We start from the raw sequence: 18,578 nt of genomic DNA, 5'->3' as shown, positions 1-18,578 counted from the left end.
GTGAGAGGGCGGCGCCGTGTGCGCCGAGGAGTACATGCAGCAGCTCGGTGTGCAGCCCCTGGCTCGCGATGTACGGACAGCTGGGTTCTCGCCGGCCGCAGATCGTCAGCGTCCAGCGGAGCGGGAAGCACAGGTCGCCTAGCACTGCGTTCGGCAGGCGGCTGCCGTGCAAGGATCGGCGGGTGAATGATCTGCGTTTCCGGCCGGCTTCCCGCGCCGACCTTTCCACCCTCGTACGCCTGCGTGACGATGCTGCCCGATGGATGAACTCCCGTGGCACCACCGGCCAGTGGCAGCCCGGCGAACTTGGCGAAGACCACTTCCGCCGGATCATGAAGGACGGAGAGGTCTGGATAGCGGAAGTCAGCGGCCGTACGGTCGGGGCCTGGGAACTGTGGTGGGAGGATCCGGACGCCTGGGGCCCGCGGCCCCCGATGGCGGGCTATGTGCATCGCCTGATGGTGGACCATGCCGCCACCCTGCCGGGGACGGGACGGCTGCTTCTGCGGGCCGCTGAGCGGCGCGTGGCCGAGGTGGGCCGTACCCTGACCCGCCTCGACTGCCTGGCGGGCAATGATCGTCTGACCGCTTACTACCTTGACGCCGGCTACCAGGTCGTCGGCCACACGGAAGAGAAGCCCCAGCCAGGCGGCCTCACCAAGTCGTTCACGCTCCTCGAAAAACCCGTGAGGTGCAGCCCGTCGGCGTAGCCGAGGGCGCGAACGCTGTGGGCGGGACTGCCCGCGCGATGGCGCCGGTAGGGTGGTCCGGTGGACACGGGGGCGCAAAACAAGATGGTTGCCGTCCCGCCGGGACGGGTGACGTTGTCGGACCGGCGGACGCAGAAGAGCTGGACGGTCGAGGTCGCACCTTTCTGGATGGCAGCGGTGCCGGTCACTCAGTCGCTGTACGCGCACGTCACCGGTCAGCGGCCGAGCACGGCCCGGGGGGACCGGCTGCCGGTTGAGGGCGTTTCATGGTGGGACGCGGTCCGGTTCTGCAACATGTTGTCCCGTCATGAGGGGCTGACACCCGCTTACCACCTCCATTCCGACGAAGAGGCGGTCGAATGGAACACTTCTGCCGATGGGTACCGGCTGCCGGCCGAGGCCGAGTGGGAACACGCCTGCCGCGCCGGTACCACCGGCCCTCGGCACGGCCGGCTTGACGAGATCGCCTGGTACCACGGCAACTCGGACGGGCACATCCAGCCCGCGGGGATCAAACAGCCCAACGCCTGGGGTCTGCACGACATGCTGGGCAATGTGTGGGACTGGTGCTGGGACGTCTACGACGCCGAGGTGTACGGCTCCTACCGCGTACTCCGTGGCGGTGGCTGGGCCGACGAGCACTGGAGTTGCCGGGCCTCGGTGCGGCGGCGCAGCCACCCGACCTTCCGGATCGACGACGTGGGGTTTCGTATCGCGCGCTCACCGAGATCCCAGGCATGACAGCTGCTCCTGAAACGATCAGCAAGCGCCGCTGACGTCGAAGGCGGGGGGTCGACGGCGAGGTCGCGATGTCCGCCTGGTGAGCCGGGTGGCTGCCGGGAAGGTCCCACGTCCGGGGGCTCCGGATGGCGGCCCGGTCGATCACCACGGACGATGGTGCTCGAACCCCCGGCACGGCGGCAGATCTCCTGCGGGCGCGCTGCACATGTACAGGCACGACCGGCGGCCTCAGGAGGTGATCGGGTGCGGACTCCCCCCAGGCCCCACTCCGGCTTGCGCCCGAAAGCGGTACGGCCCTCGCTGAGGAGCTGGCGGTCACGGGTGTCTCTGGGAGTGATCGAGCTGGTCCTCCTCGGGACGACGGTGCTGCAGGCTCGGTTCGGCCTGGAGGACTTCGCCCATGCTCTGACCTTCCCCGGCCGGGTCACCGGTGCGGTTCTTCTCGCGGTCTCGTTCACCACGCTGGTGGGTGCCGTCGCCGTCCTGGACCACTGGGTCCAGCACCGCTTCGCCTACTCCGGCCTGGTCGCGCTGATCGGCACGTTCACGGCCTTGCTGACCAACACCATGCTCTTGGTCGAGACGTTGAAGGACGGTGACTCCACGGCCTACCAGTCGCTGTTCGGCGCGCTCACGGCGGGTTCGGCATGGGCTGCCTTCGCCGTGTGGCGGACGTCGGTCATGGTTCCCGCGCCCAAGCGGGTGGCCATCGCGGTGATCGTTCCCTCGCTCATCGCCGTCGCCAATTTCGGCTACCAGAACCTGTACCAGCCGTACGAACGGGAAACCAGGCCCGTCATCACGTTGTCCGTGGGGAAGGCAGTGCTGAGCACGGACCGCAAGGCGTTCGCCGTACCGGTCGACATCACCCTCCAGAACCGCGGCGACAGGAGTTTCTATGTGCTCGGCTCCGAATTCCACGCGATGGCCCAACGCGTGGCCATCAGCCCCACGGACCGGCTCCGCCAGCAGTGGCGAGCCGATGCCGATCAGTGGTCCAAATTCTCGGAAGTGAACCCGCTCTCCCGCAGGGAGATCCACCAGCCCGGCGATCTGCTGGCGGCACAACCGTGGATGCCCTATGGACAGTGGATCGAGTCGAGCGACACCTTCGCCACACAACTGGTGGTGGAACTGCCCATCACCACGAAGTACGAACAGGTGACGTTCTATGCCACCGCGGACCTCGCGCGCAAGGACCGGCTCGTGCTGCAGCCGCCGCTCCATTACCTGACGAAATCCTGGGGCGGGAAAGAGGTCCCCGAATGGGTGAGGAAACAACAGGCGAAGGACAACGGCTCCGACTTCCTTGTCTACCGTGCCAGGGTGCACGAGAACAACGCGATCGACGAGCACACGAGGGATCCGCGTTTCGTCACCGTCTACTGGAGGTTCGGCACGCACGGCGTGACGGTGGCGGCGTCCATCGCGCGCGAGGGCGAGGAGGGCCGTATCCCCAGCCCTTCGGAACAACGCGAGGTGACGGGCCGGTACGGCCTCATCGACCTCATCACGGGCCCGTACGTGCGGAACCTGTGGGACATCAAGAGCCAGCGCTGACGGGCAGCGCCGCACCGGGCCCGCCGGCGCGCCGGTCCAGTCGCTCCAGCCAGGCCACCAGGGCGAGCGAGCTGTTCATTCGATCCCACGAGTACGAGTCCCCTATGCCGAGCTGCGCCTCCCGCACGGCCCGGCACAGCGTTTCGACGTCGAACATCTCCGCGATCAGCGGATGCCGGGCGGAGCGGCACAGGTCGACGAGTTCGTCGCCGTGTGTCCGCAGGCCGCGGGCATAGAGGTCGTTGAAGGGCACCTTGACCGCCCTGCCGCGGATAGGGGCAGGGAGCAGGTCCGCCATGGCTTCGCGGAGCACAGCCTTCGGACGGCCCGGCCGGAAGGTGGCTGCGGCGGGGAGGCGGCTCATCGTGGCGACGACCTCCGGGTCGAGGAAGGGGTGTGAGAGGAAGAACCCGTCCTGCCGCGCGCGATGCCAGGACAGCGGGTCGGGAGCGGCGACGTAGTTGGCGGCGTCGTACAGCGACTGTTCCGGTCTGCGCCCGAACACGAAGCGGCTCTCCGCGATGACGGCCTCCCGGTAGCCGTGAGCCCGCGCGAATCCGGGTCGCAGCCATCGGGGGCGGTTGAAGGTGCCGAGGCCGCCGAGGACCGTTCCGCCGCGGACCAGTGCGGTGAACCGTTCGGCCATGAGAGGAAGAGCCGGCTGGACCACATAGGCGTACACGACGTCCCGCAGGCCCCGCTCGCTCCCTGCGGCCCAGGCACGTGCCTGCTGGGTCATCTGCCGTAGCCGGCCCGTACGGGCGAGCCTGTGCAGCTGGAACGGGTTGGCGTCCGCGAGCGGATCGGCTCCGCAGCCGGTCAGAAGGGTGTCACAGCCCAGTTCCGCGGCCTCGCAGTGGAGTCTGCTCCAGAACGGGGCGCGGAAGGCGTGCGCGTGAGGCTCGTCCGCGTCACCCGCGTGGTGTTGGAAGTCGTCGAAGTCGGCCACGTCGTCGGCGTTGACGACGACCGGGCGGGCTGCGGGTGCGTGCCGCCGGATCTCCTCCATGGCGATGGCGAGGTACGGCTGTTCCGCGGCCAGTTCTCCGCGCGAGAAGCGCCCGGCGAGCAGGACGAGGTCTCCGGGGCCGCCCCGTCCCTCGGCCAGCAGGCGGGCGGCGAGCAGCGCGACGCTGGTGGAGTCGGTGCCGCCCGAGACGTGGCATGCCGTGGTCGTGCCCATACGGCGTCCGACGGCGTTCTCGAGCGCCAGGCGCAGCTCCTGCGCGGCCTCGGCGAGGTGGGGCCCGGCAGCCGCCGGCGCGAGCGGGGCGGTGGCCCGGCGGACGGGCCGCCGCATACGACTGCGCAGCTGCCCGGTGAGGGAGAGCTCCACCACCTCTCCGCCGAGGACGCGGTGTACCCCGGTGAACGGGGTGAGGTGCGTGTGCGGTTGGGCCATGTTCCCGGTGAGGTACCGGCAGAAGTAGCGGGGTTCCAGCTCTGTGGCGTTGCCCAGGCTGCGGGCGGAGGTGCTCACGGCATTCACGCGGCCATGGGACGCCCTGACGAACAGCGGGATGCGTGCCTGCTCGTCGCGCATCAGGAGGATGCGGTCGTGGCAGACCACAACGGCCGCGTAGTCGCCGGCCGGCAGCGGCGGGACGGCTCCCTGGCGGCCGAAGGCGTCGAGGAGACCGTGTGCGCCCGCCGTGCGGTTGCGGGCCGAGCCGACCCAGCCGACGACGGCCGCGGTGCCGGCCGGCGAGGAGACCGTCGTCGCAAGCCCCTGACGCGCCATGGCGTCGGCGATCCGCAGCCTCGGTGCGCCGCCGGCCCATTCGAGGCGGAGCGCATCCATGTCACGGTCCCCCGCAGTCGATCGAGAGCACGGGGGTGAAGGCGTGCCCGCGCGGATCGGCGTCGGGGATGGACAGGCCGGCCGAGGTGGTCCAGGCGTGCAGGGCGAAGGGGTGTTCGCGCACTCCGACGTGGAGTGCGGCCTGCAGGCCGTACCGCCGCAGCAGGACGAAGGCCGTCACGGCCTCGGACTTGCAGTCACCGTTGACGAACCAGCTGCGGCGGCTGTGTGTCTGCACCGCTCGTTTCAGCCGTAGGGCTTCCTGCGCGGAGGGGAGGTCCGCGCGGTGGTATGCCGGGGCGGCCAAGGACAGCAGCCGGAGGACACGCCCGAATCCGATGGTCCGGATCAGCAGGTGCACTCCACGCAGCCAGAGCCCGACGCCGGCGTCCGCATGCTTCTTCCGGCGGCCCGTAGCGCACCGGGCCCGCACGAGAACGGTGATGAGCTCGGCGCGTTCCTCGGGGCTTCCCTCGGCGAGCTTCTGGACGTCCGCCGCCGCCATCCCGAGAAAACGCGTCCGTTTCCAGTCGGCGATCAGTGCGCCGTCGGACATCCGGGTGACACGGCAATGCGGTGGCAGGATCCTCGCCATGGCTTCCACGGCATCGGTGTCCTCTGCCACCGCACATCCTCCAGAGTTCCGCCACGGACGGTGTCAGGACTGGTATCCGTGGCCGTCGTAGAGTCCGCCGCTGAAACCCCGGATCAGACGGCCGTTGCCGAGAAGGACCAGCTGATGCGGCATACGGCGCCGCAGCAATCGTAGAAACATCGCCTACCTCCAGAATCGGGCAGGACCGATCAACTTCAGGCTACGCCTCCGCGCATGGCCCGCAACCGGGCTGCCACGTACGGGGCGCATCAGGGCACCTCCGGGCCGCGGTACTCGCTCATCGCGTCGATGAGCCAGCGCGCCAGGTAGTCGGCGAACGAGGAGCGCGGGAACAGCCGGTACGTCGGCTCGTCGTCGACCTGCCAGAGCAGTACCGCGACGGGGCCCACCGTGGTCGACACCGCCCGGCCGGGTCCGAAGGTCCGGGGATGCAGGTCCAGCGGGCAGCCCTTCTCCAGGACCTGTCGGGCGGCCGGGCCGCTCAGTTCCAGCGTGGTGCGGTTCGCGGAGACGTCCACGACCGAGCCTGGGGCTTCGGCGAGCGCCTCGCGCAACTCGGCGGCCACAGCGGTCGCTTCGGTCTGGGACAGCACGAGCCATTCGTCGGGGCCGAGCCAGACGACCGTGTGGGAGCCGGATGTGGTGGTGTGGCCGCACCGGCGAGGGAGCGGCGCGCTCAGGGTCTTCTCGATGCGGGCCGCCGCTTCGGAGGCGGGGTCGACACGCAGGTTCACCATGGTGACGAACGGCCACTCGGTCAGCGTGACGCCGCGGGCGCCGGTGACGGCGGCGGCGCTCATCCGCGCCGCCAGGTGTGCCAACGGGCTTACCCGTGCGTCGATCATCGGCTCAGCCATCTCGCCGGGTCCCTTCGGGGTCGTAGAGGACGAAGTCGGTCACCTCGACGGGCACGAGGTTCTCTCCCACCGGAGCGAGCAGGGTCTCGCCGATCCTCGCCCGTCCGTCGGCTACGAGGGCGAGGGCGAAGGGGCGGCCGAGGGCCTGGCTGTGGTAGCTGGAGGTGACGTGGCCGAGCATGGGCACCGGCCCGGCCTGGGGGGTGACGGGCACGTCCGGTGCCACCAGCTGGGTGCCCTCGGGCAGCCGGGTCGTGCGGTCGTTCGGCAGCAGGCCGACCAGCTGTTTGCGGTCGGTGCGGGAGGTGTCGGCGCGGGAGTGGGACCGCTTGCCGATGAAGTCCTTGTGCGGGGAGACCACCCAGGACATGCCGGCGTCCTGCGGGGTGACGGTGCCGTCGGTGTCCTGGCCGACGATGATGTAGCCCTTCTCGGCCCGCAGGACGTGCATGGTCTCGGTGCCGTACGGGGTGATGCCGTACGGCTGTCCGGCCTCGTGCACCTGCTTCCAGACGGCCAGGCCGTACCAGGCGGAGACGTTGATCTCGTAGGCGAGTTCGCCGGAGAAGGAGATCCGGCAGATGCGGGCCGGGATGCCGGAGGCCAGGGTGGTCTCTCGGAAGGCCATGAAGGGGAACGCCTCCGCCGACAGGTCGGCGTCCGGCGCGAGTCGGGCCACGACCTGGCGCGACTGCGGGCCCACCACGGCGATCGTCGCCCACTGTTCGGTCACCGAGGTGCAGTGGACGTCGAGTTCGGGCCACTCGGTCTGCAGCCACTCCTCCAGCCAGTCCAGGACCGCGGCGGCGCCGCCGGTCGTGGTGGTCATGAAGTAGCGGTTGTCGTCGAGGCGGAGGGTCACACCGTCGTCGAAGATCATGCCGTCGGGCTTGCACATCACGCCGTAGCGGGCCGTCCCGGGCTTGAGCTTCTTGAAGGCGTTGGTGTAGACGCGGTTGAGGAACTCGCCCGCGTCCGTACCCCGGATCTCGATCTTGCCGAGGGTTGAGGCGTCCATGACCGCCACGCCCGCGCGGGCGGCGCGGCACTCGCGGGCCACGGCCGTGTCCATGTCCTCACCGGGCCGGGGGTAGTACCGGGGGCGCTTCCACTGCCCGACGTCCTCGAACACCGCGCCGTGCGCGACGTGCCAGCTGTGGATGGACGTCGTGCGCTCCGGATCGAACAGCTCGCCGCGCTCCCGCCCGGCCAGGGCGGCGAAGGACACCGGTGTGTACGGCGCCCGGTAGGCCGTGGTGCCGATCTCTCCCAGTGACCCGCCGAGGGCTTCGGCGATCACACCGATCGCGTTGACGCCGGAGGTCTTGCCCTGGTCGTTCGCCGTACCTAGGGAGGTGTAGCGCTTGACGTGTTCGACGCCGCGCATGCCGGCGCCGGTGGAACGCCAGACGTCGGCGACGGTGACATCGCGCTGGAGGTCGACGAAGTGGGTGTCCCAGGTGCCGGGTTCGCCCTCCGGGGCGGGGACCAGCCACAGGGCACGCGTCGGGCCTGCGGGCCGGGCATCGCCGGGCGACGGTACGGAGACCGGGAAGCCGGCGTCCGTCGCCGCCTGTGCACCGGCCCGCGCCCCCTCGGCCAGGCAGCCGTCGAGGTCGTACGTCCCCCGGGCCGCACCGATGACGTGCTGGTCCCGCACGGCACCGTCGGGGACGAAGGCGACCAGGTCCTCGTCCCAGCGCAGCCGGCCCTGGCGCTGGCTGTGCAGGTGCACCACCGGGCTCCATCCGCCCGAGACGGCGAGCAGGTCGCAGCCGAACGACGCCGCGGCACCCGTGAGTTGGCCTTCGGCGTCGAGAGCCTGCACGGTCACGCCGGTGAGCCGGCCGTCGCCAGCGGTGTCGACCACCGCGCTGCCGGTCAGCACCCGCACCCCGGTCGCCATGGCGACCTCGGCGGCTCGGGGGGACAGCCCGGGGCGGGCGTCCACGACGGCGGCGATGTCGATGCCTGCGGCGTGGAGGTCCGCGACGGTGTCGTAGGCGCTGTCGTTGGTCGTGCTGACCACGGCCCGCGAACCGGGCGCCACGGCGTACCGGTTGAGGTAGGAGCGTACGGCCGCGGCGAGCATCACCCCGGGGCGGTCGTTGCCCGCGAAGACCAGCGGACGCTCGTGCGCGCCGGTCGCCAGGACGACCTGGCGGGCCCGTATGTGCCACAGGCGCTGACGCGAGACACCCTCGGGGGCGGCGGCTCCGAGGTGGTCGGTGCGCCGCTGGAGAGCCAGCACGTAGTTGTCGTCGTACGACCCGAAGGCCGTGGTGCGTTGCAGTACGACGGCCTCGGGAGCGGCGTCGAGCACCGCGCGGAACCCGGCGACCCGTTCGAGGCCGCCCTGCGGGCCGGAGAGCAGCGAACCGCCGGGCTCGGACTGGTCGTCGACGACGATCACGCGGGCGCCGGAGCCGGCGGCAGCGGCGGCGGCCGCGAGCCCTGCCGGTCCGGCGCCGACGACCAGGACGTCGGTGTGGACGTACTTCTTGTCGTAGACGGCGGGGTCGGGGTTCGGGTCGAGCCGGCCCATGCCGGACAGGGTGGTGGCGGACAGGCCGTCGTAGAGCTCCACGGTCGTCGCCGGGAGCATGCCCTCCGAGCACGGGCCGTCGAGCTGCAGCAGGGCGTTGGGCTCCTCGACGCCCCCGGCGACCATGCCGCGCGGGCGGCCGCGGTAGAGCGACGGGGCGACTTGGATGATGCCGTTCGCCAGCATGGCCGAGGCGACGGTGTCTCCGGGGTGGCCGGTCAACTCCCGCCCGTCGACGGTGAAGCGCAGCACCGTGCCACGGTCGATGCGGCCTCCTTGCCGGAGCCTGAACTGCTGGTCGGTCATCGGGTTCCTCCGGCCTGGGGCAGTTCGGGGCGGGGTTCGTCGAGCCGGTAGACGGCGAGCACCTCGTGGCTGGCGGTGTCGCGCAGGACGTTGAACCAGCGGCGGCAGCCGGTGCTGTGCACCCACCGCTCCGCGAAGGGGCCCTTGGGGTTGTCGCGGTAGAAGACGTACTCGGCCCACTGCTCGTCGGTGAGGTCCGCGGGGTCGTCGGGGTGGGCGACATGGGCCTGTCCCCCGTAGTGGTACTCGGTCTCGTCACGGGGACCACACCACGGGCAGCTGATCAGCAACACGCTGTCCTCCTCAGTGGGCCACGGCTGCCGCGCCGTGCTCGTCGATCAGGGCGCCCGTCGAGAAACGGTCGAGGGCGAAGGGTGCGTTCAGCGGATGCGGCTCGCCCGTGGCGATGGTGTGCGCGAAGGTCCAGCCGGCGGCCGGGGTTGCCTTGAATCCGCCGGTGCCCCAGCCGCAGTTGACATACAGGTTCTGCACGGGAGTGGCGCCGATGATCGGCGAGGCGTCCGGGGTGACGTCGACGATGCCGCCCCAGGTCCGCAGCACATGCGCCCGCGCGAAGACGGGGAACAGCTCGACGGCGGCGGCCATCTGCTGCTCGATCACGTGGAAGGAGCCGCGCTGCCCGTAGCCGTTGTACGAGTCGACGCCCGCGCCCATCACCAGCTCGCCCTTGTGCGCCTGGGACACATACACATGTACGTGGTTCGACATGACCACCGTCGGGTGGACCGGCTCGTGCAGCTCGGAGACCAGCGCCTGCAGCGGATGGGACTGCACCGGCAGGCGGAAGCCCGCGCGCTCGGCCAGCACGCTGCTGTGCCCGGCCGCCGCGAGGCCGACCCGGCCGGCGAGGATGCGGCCGCGGTCGGTCTCGACACCCACGACGCGGTCGCCGTCCTTGAGGAAGCCGGTGACCTGGCAGCCCTGGATCAGGTCCACGCCCAGCTCGTCGGCCCGGCGGGCCAGCGCCCAGGCGACATGGTCGTGCTTGGCGATGCCGGCCCGCGGCTGGAAGGTTCCGCCGAGGACCGGGTAACGGGTGCGGGGCGAGACGTTGAGGATCGGGCAGATCTCGGCGACCTCGTCCGGCTCCAGCCACTCGGCGTCGACTCCGTTGAGGCGGTTGGCGTTGACGCGGCGCACGCCCTCGCGGACGTCCTGGAGGGTGTGCGCGAGGTTGAGGACGCCGCGCTGGCTGAACAGGAAGTCGTAGTCCAGCTCCTCCGGGAGCGCCTCCCACAGCTTCAGCGCGTGCTCGTAGATCGCCGCGCTCTCGTCCCAGAGGTAGTTGGAGCGGATGATGGTGGTGTTGCGGGCCATGTTGCCGCCGGCGAGCCAGCCCTTCTCCAGGACGGCGACGTTGGTGATGCCGTGGTTCTTGGCGAGGTAGTAGGCGGTGGCCAGGCCGTGGCCGCCCGCGCCGACGATGACGACGTCGTACGAGGAGCGCGGCTCGGGGTTGCGCCAGAGGAAGTCCGGGTGTTCCGGAAGCGGCTCGGCGGTCATGCCGCGTCTCCGTTCAGGTGCGGGTAGAGGGGGAAGGCGGCGGCGAGCTTCCCGACCCTGGCGCGCAGTTCGTCGTCGGGCTGTCCGCCCTTCAGGGCCTCGGCGATGATGTCGGCGACCTCACGGAACTCCGTCTCGCCGAAGCCGCGGGTGGCCAGGGCGGGCGTACCGATCCGCAGTCCCGACGACACCATCGGCGGACGTGGGTCGAAGGGCACAGCGTTGCGGTTGACGGTGATACCGATGCGGTGCAGCCGGTCCTCGGCCTGCCGGCCGTCGAGCACGGAGTCGCGCAGGTCGACGAGGACCAGGTGGACTTCGGTGCCGCCGGTCAGCACCGTGATCCCGGCCTCGGCCACGTCGTCGGCCAGCAGCCGTCCGGCGAGGATGCGGGCGCCGGCCAGGGTGCGCTGCTGCCGCTCCTTGAACTCCTCCCCCGCCGCCACCTTGAAGGCCACCGCCTTCGCCGCGATGACATGCTCCAGCGGGCCGCCCTGCTGGCCCGGGAAGACCGCGGAGTTGATCTTCTTGGCCAGGGCGGCACGGCTGAGGATCACACCGCCGCGCGGGCCGCCGAGGGTCTTGTGCGTGGTGGTCGTGACGACGTCGGCGTACGGCACCGGGCTCGGGTGCAGGCCCGCGGCCACCAGGCCCGCGAAGTGCGCCATGTCCACCATCAGGTAGGCGCCCACCGCGTCGGCGATCCGCCGGAACGCGGCGAAGTCCAGCCGGCGCGGGTAGGCCGACCAGCCGGCGACGATCATCCTGGGCCGGTGGGCGAGCGCGAGCTGCTCGACCTCGTCCATGTCGATGCGCAGGTCGGACGCGCGCACGTGGTAGGGCACGACGTGGTACAGCTTGCCGGAGTAGTTGAGGCGCATGCCGTGGGTCAGATGGCCGCCGTGCGCCAGGTCGAGGCCGAGGATCGTGTCGCCGGGCTGGAGCAGCGCGAACATCGCGGCCGCGTTGGCCTGGGCGCCCGAGTGCGGCTGTACGTTCGCGGCCTCGGCACCGAACAGTTCCTTCACCCGGGCGATGGCCAACTGCTCGATGGTGTCGACGTGTTCACATCCGCCGTAGTAGCGGCGGCCCGGGTAGCCCTCGGCGTACTTGTTGGTCAGCACCGAGCCCTGGGCCTCCATCACGGCGGCCGGGGCGAAGTTCTCGGAGGCGATCATCTCCAGCGTGGACTGCTGACGGCGCAGTTCGGCGTCGACGGCGGTGGCGACGTCCGGGTCGAGTTCGCTGAGCGGGAGGGAGAGGGGGGATGCGAGCGGGGTGGACGACGGGTTCGTTGCCATCTGTGCACCATCCTGAGAGCCAACTAATGGGCAACTGATATATCAGCCTCTGCGGTAAGGTATGGGAGCTCGCCAGGACAGGTCAAGGGGACATCCATGCAACAGGTGGCGGCCGATTCCAGGAGCAGAGAAGCCGGGGGCGAGGAGCTGTCCCTCGCCGAACGCGCCTACCGGGCCATCCGTGACCGGCTCGTCATGCTCGAGATCCGCCCGGGTGCGCCGATCAACGAGGAGCAGCTGGGCCAGTCCCTCGGCGTCGGACGGACGCCGGTGCGCGAGGCGCTCAAACGGCTCCAGTACGAGCGCCTCATCACGACGTACCCCCGACGCGGCACCTTCGCCACCGACGTCAACATCACCGACCTGGCCCACATCTCCGAGGTGCGTCAGGAACTGGAGCCCCTGGCCGCCGCGCAGGCCGCGCGGCGCGCGACGGCCACGGACCGCGCGAACCTGACGGCCCTACGGCGGCAGCTGACGAGCGCGGATGCCCGTGGGCGCGACGCCGCCGCACTCATGCACCTGGACCTCCAGGTCCATCGCGCCATCTACGCCGCCACGCACAACCCGTACCTGGAAGACACCCTCGTCCGCCACGACAATCTGGCCACCCGCATCTGGTGTCTGTTCGTCGACCGGCTGTCCGACATGGCCGGCCACGTCGAAGAGCACGGACCGCTGATCGAGGCGATCGTCACCGGCGACTCCGACAAGGCGGCACGGCTCGCCCGGAGCCACGTCGAGGGTTTCGAACGGGCCATCCGCGACGCCATCTGAGCTTCGCCCGGACAGGCCCGGGCGTCCGCCGGCGACGTACCCGACTACGGCATCGTCGCCGGCCGGGAAGCCGCCCCCGAGGACGTCGGCCACCTCCGCCGGGGATGCCGACGGCGAGTGGGTGACGCCGGCGCGACCGGACCTACTGCGCGGTCAAGTCGAGGAAAATCTCCGCCAACTGGGCCGGCTCAATCGACTCAACCGACTCAATCCGCCGACCGCATACTGATACGGGCACTATCCCAACAGCCGGGACAGTTCGGGGGTGATCCGGTCGGCCAGGTAGGCGTGTCCCGCGTCTGTGGGATGGACGCCGTCACTGCCGATGAACTGGTGGGCGGATCCGGTGAACCACGCGCGCCGCACCGCGGACAGATAGGGCAGGGGCACTTCGTCCGCCGCAGCCGCGACGGCATCGTCGACCGGTCGCGAGCCTACCGGCTGCGGGTCGGAGTAGATGGGCCCGATGACCAGGATCCGCGCGTGGGGCAGGCCTGCGTGCAGACGACGGAGGGTGTTCACCGCGGCGGCCCTGGTTCGTGTCGGATCGACGTCGTTGCGGGATCCTTCGACGATCACCACGTCGGGCGCCGTGGCGACCGCGTCGTCGACCCGTTGGGGGTAGGACCGTCGGCCCGGCTGCGTGCCGGCGGTGGTATAGCCCGTGCCGCCCTCCCCGTCGAGAGTCAGCGTCAGTCCCAGCCGGGCGGCGACCAGCGCGGGCCAGCCGTGCGGTCCGTTGCCGCCCTGGTCACTGCCGCCGGCGATGCTGTCGCCCAGGACGAACAGCCGCAACCTCGACGTGGTGGCGTTGACAGCGGTGCTGCCGGCTCTGGCGGGGGCGCCGGGCAGACATGTCAGCACGGCCATCAGCATGACGACCAGCGTGCGTCCGGGCTGTCGTATCGCCCTGGCCGAACGCTGCGAACGCGAAGATGTCGCCATGGCCTGAGGTTAAGGCGCGAGCAGAAGCGTCACCAGTGCAATACGTCCGGTCGGGGCGCTACCGTGCAGCCACCTCGGTGCCCGCGGCTCCCCGCCCCCGAACCGGACGATTTCCGTGTGTGACACCTCGTCGGCGCCAGGAAGTGCACCCCTCTTTTGATATGTTCGGATTATGCACTGTTGAGGTGATATTGGGTGTGCCGTTGGGAGTGAGCCGACCGGGATGCTGAGAGAATCGGGCGCCGCTTCCGTACGGCCGTCGACCATCAACGTGGCCGACCTGGGAGCTGTGGGCGACGGGCTAACCGACGACACCGGGGCCTTCGAGCTCGCCTATGCCGTCGCCGCCGCCCGGGTCAGAGACGGTGTCGGTCGCCTGGTGATCGAGATTCCGGCCGGTGACTTCCTGATCAGCCGGCCGCACGCGCTGCTGAACGGTGTGGCGCCGCCGCGGCCTGCGAACGGACTGCGTTTCCGCGGGGCGGGCAAGCGTATGACCACCCTCGTCTTCCGCCCGAAGACCGGACCGGGCTCCTTCTTGTGCCGCAATGAGGACTGCTGGTCCAACCTGTCCTTTGAGCGCATGCGGTTCCGCTCGACCACCCCGGGCGCCTCCTTCTTCATCTCCTACTCGACGGGGCAGGCGCAGGACTACCGCTTCTCGGAGTGCGAGTGGACGGGAGAATGGGAGTACGGCCTCGCCCTGGACGGCACGAACAACAACTCCGAGATGCGCTGGGAGGCGTGCCAGATCGGAGGCAGCTACCGCCGGGCCTTTCTCTACTCGGGCCTCTCACGGCGCGGACAGACCAACCTCAACGACCAGGACCAGTTCCTGAACTACTGGTTCACGGACATGAAGGTCGAGTACGAGTGGGGTAACTTCCTGGAGTTCCCCTACGGCGGCTCGATCACCTGCCGCGGCGGCTCCTACGTCATCAAGGGCCAACGCCCCCGGACCACCCACGAATACGGGAGCACCAGCACGTTCTTCCGCTTCCCTGTGGCACAGCACTACGACGCCGTCCAGCGCTTCCACGCCGAGGACATCCGCTTCGAGGTACGCAACCCGAACGTGGTGATCATCGACTGCGTGTGGAGCAGCGGAACGGTCCACTTCAACGACTGCGACGATACCGCCGGCGCCGGCAAGGACTTCTCCGCCGACGTGCGCACGCATCGCTACACGGTAGGGCCGCGCGGTCCGCTGATCCGTTATGACTCCTGCCAGTTGGTGGGCCGTCACCAGTACCGCAGGGCCGAGTCCCAGATGGCACTGCCCTCCGTGGTCCGCTACGACACGTGCCTGCTCCGTAGCCATCCGGCGAGCAGGTTCGTAGTGACCGGCGGCTCGGCCCCGCCCGCCTTCGTCACGTTCGTCACCTGCATCGACCAGCCGGACAGCAGCGGCGTCGAGGTGCCGCCGCCGAACACGGACGACTCATGAGGACGCCCGGTTGGAGGGTGTGCTCAGCAACTGGTCACGGGCGCTCGGGTCAGGCGCCTACCGTGCCGTCCACTCCCTCGCGGAGGAAGTCCGCGTGGCCGTTGTGGCGACCGTACTCCAGGATCATGTGGAGCATCACCATCCGCAGGGACACGTCCTCGCCCCAGCGCGGTTGGTACCCCGCGAGGTCCAGGGACTCGGCCTCGCGCTCGATGCGGCGCGAGTGCTCGACCTCGGCCTCCCACGCCGCGAACGCCTCCTCGGCGCTCGCGTCCGTGGTGTCGTACGCGGCCTGGAAATCGAACTCCTTCTCCGACCAGACCATCGGGGCGGCGTTGTCGTCGAACACCCGGCGGAACCAGGCCCGTTCGACCTCGGCCATGTGGCGGACCAGAGCGAGCAGGGACAGGGTCGACGGCGGGCTCGACCGCTCCTTGAGCTGCTCCTCCGTCAAGCCCTCGCACTTCATCGCCAGGGTCGCCCGGTGGAACTCCAGGAACGCCCGCAGCGTCTCACGCTCCGTACCGAAAGGGGGCGGACCGATGCGTTCGACAGTCACGGTGGGTTCCTCTCGGTGACGAGCTGGGGCGTCGAACGTACACCGTCCCCCTTTCAGGGCCTCGTACGGGGCTGTCGCCGGCGATGGATCATGCCTCGGGCGGTTCGCGTGGTACGCCTCAAGAGGGGATGACTCCCGGCCGGAACGGTTCGACGCCGACGATGTGGCGCACCCGGTCCGGCTCGACCAGGACATGCACCCGCTGCTCGCCCTCGACAAGCCAGGGGTACCCGTTCAGGCCCAGGTACTTGAGGGCCAGCCGGTCCATGCCCCGCTCGGCCTCCTCACCCTCCACGAAGCGAACCGCGCGGCCCGAGATCTGCACCCGGTCGTAGGGGTTCTCGGCGTCGGCGTGCGAGAGATGGACGCGGGAGTCGTTGCGGAGGTTCTCCTCCTTGATCCGGCCGACCGAGGTGTTGAACACGATCAGCCCGTCCTCCAGTCCCACCCACATCGGAGTGACATGAGGCGCCCCGTCCGGCGTCACCGTGGCCACGTACCAGAAGTTCGGTTCCTCCAGCCGCCTGCGCACCTGCTCGTTCAACTCCACCGCCATGACCAGCCCCTCCGTTGATCGCTCCTGCACAACCACCTTGCCACAGCAGAGCAATTGACAGTGCGCCCACCACGGGGGCCCGTCCAGGGTCTTCTCAGTAGGCGGAGTTGACGTTGTCGATGGAGCCGTAGCGGTGCGCGGCGTAGTTGGCGGCGGCGGTGATGTTCGCCACCGGGTCGGTCGCGCTGTGGGCCGTGCCATCGACGTGGTAGGCGTTGAAGGTGGGGTCGATCACCTGCAGCAGGCCCTTGGACGGGGTGCCCTGCTGCGCGTTGACGTCCCAGTTGTTCTGGGCGTTGGGGTTGCCGCCGGACTCACGCATGATGTTGCGCTTGAGACCTTCGTAGCTGCCAGGGATGCCCTTGGCCTTCATGATCGCCAGGGACTGCTTGATCCAGCCGTCGAGATTGCCCGCGGTGCCGGTGGTGCCCTTGGGGTCGGTATGGCTGCCGGTGGAGAGAGCCGCGACCTTGTGGGCGGCGTTCGTCTGCGGCGCTTCGGCGGCCTGCGCGGACGCCGGCATCAGGGTGAGCGCAACGGTGGCGGCGCCGGTGGTGGCGATGCCGGTCAGGGCGAGGGTACGCAGGCGGGCAAGGCGGCGGGTGGTGATCGCGGTCATGAAGGGGTCTCTCCTGTGGGGACGTCGTAGAGGCGCCGGCCGGGTCGGTCGCGGCCTGTAAGGCGTCGGGGCGAGGCCCCGTGCTGCAGGGCACGGCGGGCAGGCCTGGGGATGTAGGCCCGGTGCGTCCCGCGGCTCCGGCAACGAGAGACATGGTTATCGGGGGGCGGAAACGGGCGCAAGGATGTGACGTACTACCCGACTACGGAGCAATGTCCCTATTTCGCCGTTCTGGCGGGTTTATGCCCAGCTTGTGGCGGCGTGGCTCTACGATCGGCGGTAGGACGTGACATGGCTCTCGTGGGGGGCGTCACCCCCAGCGCCCACCCAGCGCCCACCCAGCGCCCGTCGTCTCAGCCGCGCGGGGCCACGTACAGGCTCTGGGTACCGCGGCCGAGCGGTCCCTTCTCGTCGTGCAGGGCGGACTCGGCCAGACCGATGCCCGCGCCGTCCACCGACGTCCGGGCGTCCAGGCAGACCCACTCGCCTTCGGGATGGCGGTGCAGGCTGACAGTGAGATCGGCATTGACGAAGACGTAGCGGTGGAAGTCCAGCTCAGCACTGACGCCGTTGCCCGAGTCGGCAGCAGTCAGCACCCGGCTGAGCGGCATGATCTCCTCCCCCGCGATCAGGGGGACCCTCATCCGCATCCACGCGGTGGCCGGGCCGGCCTCGAGGAACGAACCGGCGGCGAAGCGTACGTCCATGGCGGTGTGGTAGCCCTGATCCCACGGGACCGGGAAGAACGGTTTCAGGGGTGCGGCCGAAGGCCCGGGGACCTGCCGGCCCGGCGACACCTGCGGTACCGAGTCCGGCACGGTCTTCATCAGCAGAACCGTCGCCCGCATCACTTCCTGGCCGCCGTCGGGTGTCAGTACCGCCTCCACGAGTTCGACGTTGCGCCCGGCGCGCAGCACGCGTGTGGTCACGTTCAGCGGCCGTATCGGGACCGGGCGCATGATCTCGTAGGTGAGCCGGGCGACCCGCGTGTCCGGCCGTCCGCCCGGCCGTTGCTCGACGGCCAGAGCGAGCAGCGCGGCCGGCGGGCCGGCGTGCTGGGAGTCGGCGTCCCAGGGACCCCGGGTGTAGACGGTGGGCAGGAACCGGCCGTCGGCCTCCCGCTCGTAGAAGGCCTCGGCTTGCGACGTCGGCACGACTGCCCCTTCCTGCCGCTCGGACTCCCGACGCCGTCATATTACTAAGCGCTTGTTCAATTCGCGGGGAACTTCCCCTCACCGTTCTGCACCTCTGGGCGACGCTCGATCGGGATGCTCACCGGTCCGCGGGGGTCAGGAGGCAGCGGATCTTGTCGAGCATGGGGTCCGGGACGAAGCCGGTCTGTGCGCACAGCGTGCCGAGTTCCTTCACCGCCCGCTGTTCGTCGCCGGGCTTCACGGTGAACGTGAGGAAAGGTGCCGGCGCGCGGCTGGGCAAGGAACCGGGGTGCGGATATGTCCGGCTTCTCGTCGAGGACGGCGTGGCGGCGGGCCAGGGCCCGGCCGTCGCGGATGCCGAGCGCGGGAAGAGCCTCTCAACGCGGGTCTGTACGGCATGGATCGCCACGGTGAAGGCGCATCTGAACCAGATGATGGCCAAGCTCGGCCTCAGCAGCCGGGCGCAGGCCGTGACGGTGGCGTACGAGACCGGTCTCATCCGTCCCCGTCGCGTACCGCACGCCGACAGCGCACGACTGTGATCCGCAACCGGCCGGATG

18 protein-coding genes and 1 pseudogene are annotated in these 18,578 nt (G+C 69.9%); 6 read left to right on the top strand and 13 right to left on the bottom strand.

Translation table 11 applies throughout. The features are described from left to right. The first annotated feature begins 182 nt into the window (after positions 1-182). From ABZ624_RS03425 to ABZ624_RS03415, 3 genes are all read left to right on the top strand, one after another. Positions 183-710: a GNAT family N-acetyltransferase gene (locus ABZ624_RS03425; protein WP_360082048.1), complete on the top strand. Its 528-nt coding sequence runs from the start codon at positions 183-185 to the stop codon at positions 708-710. Between the two features lie 84 nt (positions 711-794). Then, positions 795-1,451 (top strand): SUMF1/EgtB/PvdO family nonheme iron enzyme, encoded by a 657-nt coding sequence (locus tag ABZ624_RS03420; RefSeq protein WP_360082173.1) that lies wholly within the window; start codon positions 795-797, stop codon positions 1,449-1,451. A gap of 321 nt (positions 1,452-1,772) precedes the next feature. Continuing rightward, the gene (locus tag ABZ624_RS03415) at positions 1,773-3,011 is read left to right on the top strand and encodes a hypothetical protein (protein ID WP_360082046.1); all 1,239 of its coding nucleotides are present in this window, start codon (positions 1,773-1,775) and stop codon (positions 3,009-3,011) included. On the opposite strand, the gene ABZ624_RS03410 is transcribed toward ABZ624_RS03415, so the two are convergent. From ABZ624_RS03410 to glyA, 7 genes are all read right to left on the bottom strand, one after another. Further along, on the bottom strand, positions 2,995-4,812 hold the full coding sequence (locus ABZ624_RS03410; protein ID WP_360082044.1) for an asparagine synthase-related protein: 1,818 nt from the start codon (positions 4,810-4,812) through the stop codon (positions 2,995-2,997). The two genes, ABZ624_RS03415 and ABZ624_RS03410, sit on opposite strands and share 17 nt — an antisense overlap. Before the next feature lies 1 nt (position 4,813). Next, positions 4,814-5,437 (bottom strand): lasso peptide biosynthesis B2 protein, encoded by a 624-nt coding sequence (locus ABZ624_RS03405; protein ID WP_360082042.1) that lies wholly within the window; start codon positions 5,435-5,437, stop codon positions 4,814-4,816. Between the two features lie 239 nt (positions 5,438-5,676). Next, entirely contained in the window at positions 5,677-6,285 is a 609-nt protein-coding gene (soxG, locus tag ABZ624_RS03400) for a sarcosine oxidase subunit gamma family protein (RefSeq protein ID WP_360082040.1), read from the bottom strand. Then, positions 6,278-9,136 (bottom strand): sarcosine oxidase subunit alpha family protein, encoded by a 2,859-nt coding sequence (locus tag ABZ624_RS03395; RefSeq protein WP_360082038.1) that lies wholly within the window; start codon positions 9,134-9,136, stop codon positions 6,278-6,280. Before ABZ624_RS03395 ends, soxG begins: the two co-directional genes overlap by 8 nt. Then, complete coding sequence (locus ABZ624_RS03390; RefSeq protein ID WP_360082036.1) at positions 9,133-9,429, bottom strand: sarcosine oxidase subunit delta; 297 nt, start codon at positions 9,427-9,429, stop codon at positions 9,133-9,135. The genes ABZ624_RS03395 and ABZ624_RS03390 overlap by 4 nt, the downstream gene beginning before the upstream one ends. 10 nt (positions 9,430-9,439) lie before the next feature. Beyond that, positions 9,440-10,660 (bottom strand): sarcosine oxidase subunit beta family protein, encoded by a 1,221-nt coding sequence (locus ABZ624_RS03385; RefSeq protein ID WP_360082034.1) that lies wholly within the window; start codon positions 10,658-10,660, stop codon positions 9,440-9,442. Beyond that, positions 10,657-11,961, bottom strand: a complete 1,305-nt coding sequence (gene glyA / locus ABZ624_RS03380) for a serine hydroxymethyltransferase (protein WP_360082032.1) — start codon at positions 11,959-11,961, stop codon at positions 10,657-10,659. The genes ABZ624_RS03385 and glyA overlap by 4 nt, the downstream gene beginning before the upstream one ends. A gap of 96 nt (positions 11,962-12,057) precedes the next feature. Here glyA and ABZ624_RS03375 point away from each other — a divergent pair, with 96 nt between their 5' ends. Beyond that, positions 12,058-12,738, top strand: a complete 681-nt coding sequence (locus ABZ624_RS03375; protein WP_360082030.1) for a GntR family transcriptional regulator — start codon at positions 12,058-12,060, stop codon at positions 12,736-12,738. A gap of 237 nt (positions 12,739-12,975) precedes the next feature. Here ABZ624_RS03375 and ABZ624_RS03370 read toward each other — a convergent pair whose 3' ends face one another. Continuing rightward, positions 12,976-13,683 (bottom strand): SGNH/GDSL hydrolase family protein, encoded by a 708-nt coding sequence (locus tag ABZ624_RS03370; protein WP_360082028.1) that lies wholly within the window; start codon positions 13,681-13,683, stop codon positions 12,976-12,978. A gap of 223 nt (positions 13,684-13,906) precedes the next feature. Between ABZ624_RS03370 and ABZ624_RS03365 the strand changes: the two genes are divergently transcribed. Beyond that, complete coding sequence (locus ABZ624_RS03365) at positions 13,907-15,130, top strand: glycosyl hydrolase family 28-related protein (protein WP_360082026.1); 1,224 nt, start codon at positions 13,907-13,909, stop codon at positions 15,128-15,130. 49 nt (positions 15,131-15,179) lie between these two features. Here the strand turns inward: ABZ624_RS03365 and ABZ624_RS03360 are convergent, their stop codons facing one another. The 5 genes from ABZ624_RS03360 to ABZ624_RS03340 all read right to left on the bottom strand — a co-directional run bounded on the left by ABZ624_RS03360 (position 15,180) and on the right by ABZ624_RS03340 (position 18,259). Then, positions 15,180-15,689: a DinB family protein gene (locus ABZ624_RS03360; RefSeq protein ID WP_360082024.1), complete on the bottom strand. Its 510-nt coding sequence runs from the start codon at positions 15,687-15,689 to the stop codon at positions 15,180-15,182. Between the two features lie 118 nt (positions 15,690-15,807). Further along, positions 15,808-16,245, bottom strand: a complete 438-nt coding sequence (locus tag ABZ624_RS03355) for a TIGR03618 family F420-dependent PPOX class oxidoreductase (RefSeq protein WP_360082022.1) — start codon at positions 16,243-16,245, stop codon at positions 15,808-15,810. Between the two features lie 94 nt (positions 16,246-16,339). Beyond that, on the bottom strand, positions 16,340-16,864 hold the full coding sequence (locus ABZ624_RS03350; RefSeq protein WP_360082020.1) for a transglycosylase SLT domain-containing protein: 525 nt from the start codon (positions 16,862-16,864) through the stop codon (positions 16,340-16,342). Between the two features lie 353 nt (positions 16,865-17,217). Then, positions 17,218-18,018: a thioesterase family protein gene (locus ABZ624_RS03345; protein ID WP_360082018.1), complete on the bottom strand. Its 801-nt coding sequence runs from the start codon at positions 18,016-18,018 to the stop codon at positions 17,218-17,220. Between the two features lie 118 nt (positions 18,019-18,136). Then, positions 18,137-18,259: a hypothetical protein gene (locus tag ABZ624_RS03340; RefSeq protein ID WP_360082016.1), complete on the bottom strand. Its 123-nt coding sequence runs from the start codon at positions 18,257-18,259 to the stop codon at positions 18,137-18,139. 163 nt (positions 18,260-18,422) lie between these two features. Here ABZ624_RS03340 and ABZ624_RS03335 point away from each other — a divergent pair. Continuing rightward, positions 18,423-18,560 (top strand): annotated as a pseudogene (locus tag ABZ624_RS03335) (LuxR C-terminal-related transcriptional regulator); the annotation flags it as partial. Positions 18,561-18,578 lie beyond the last annotated feature (18 nt).

The sequence above is a fragment of the Streptomyces sp. NPDC007205 genome, from assembly GCF_040634095.1.
In the GTDB taxonomy this organism is placed as follows: Bacteria; Actinomycetota; Actinomycetes; order Streptomycetales; family Streptomycetaceae; genus Streptomyces.
This window is presented reverse-complemented; position numbering and strand designations above follow the sequence as displayed.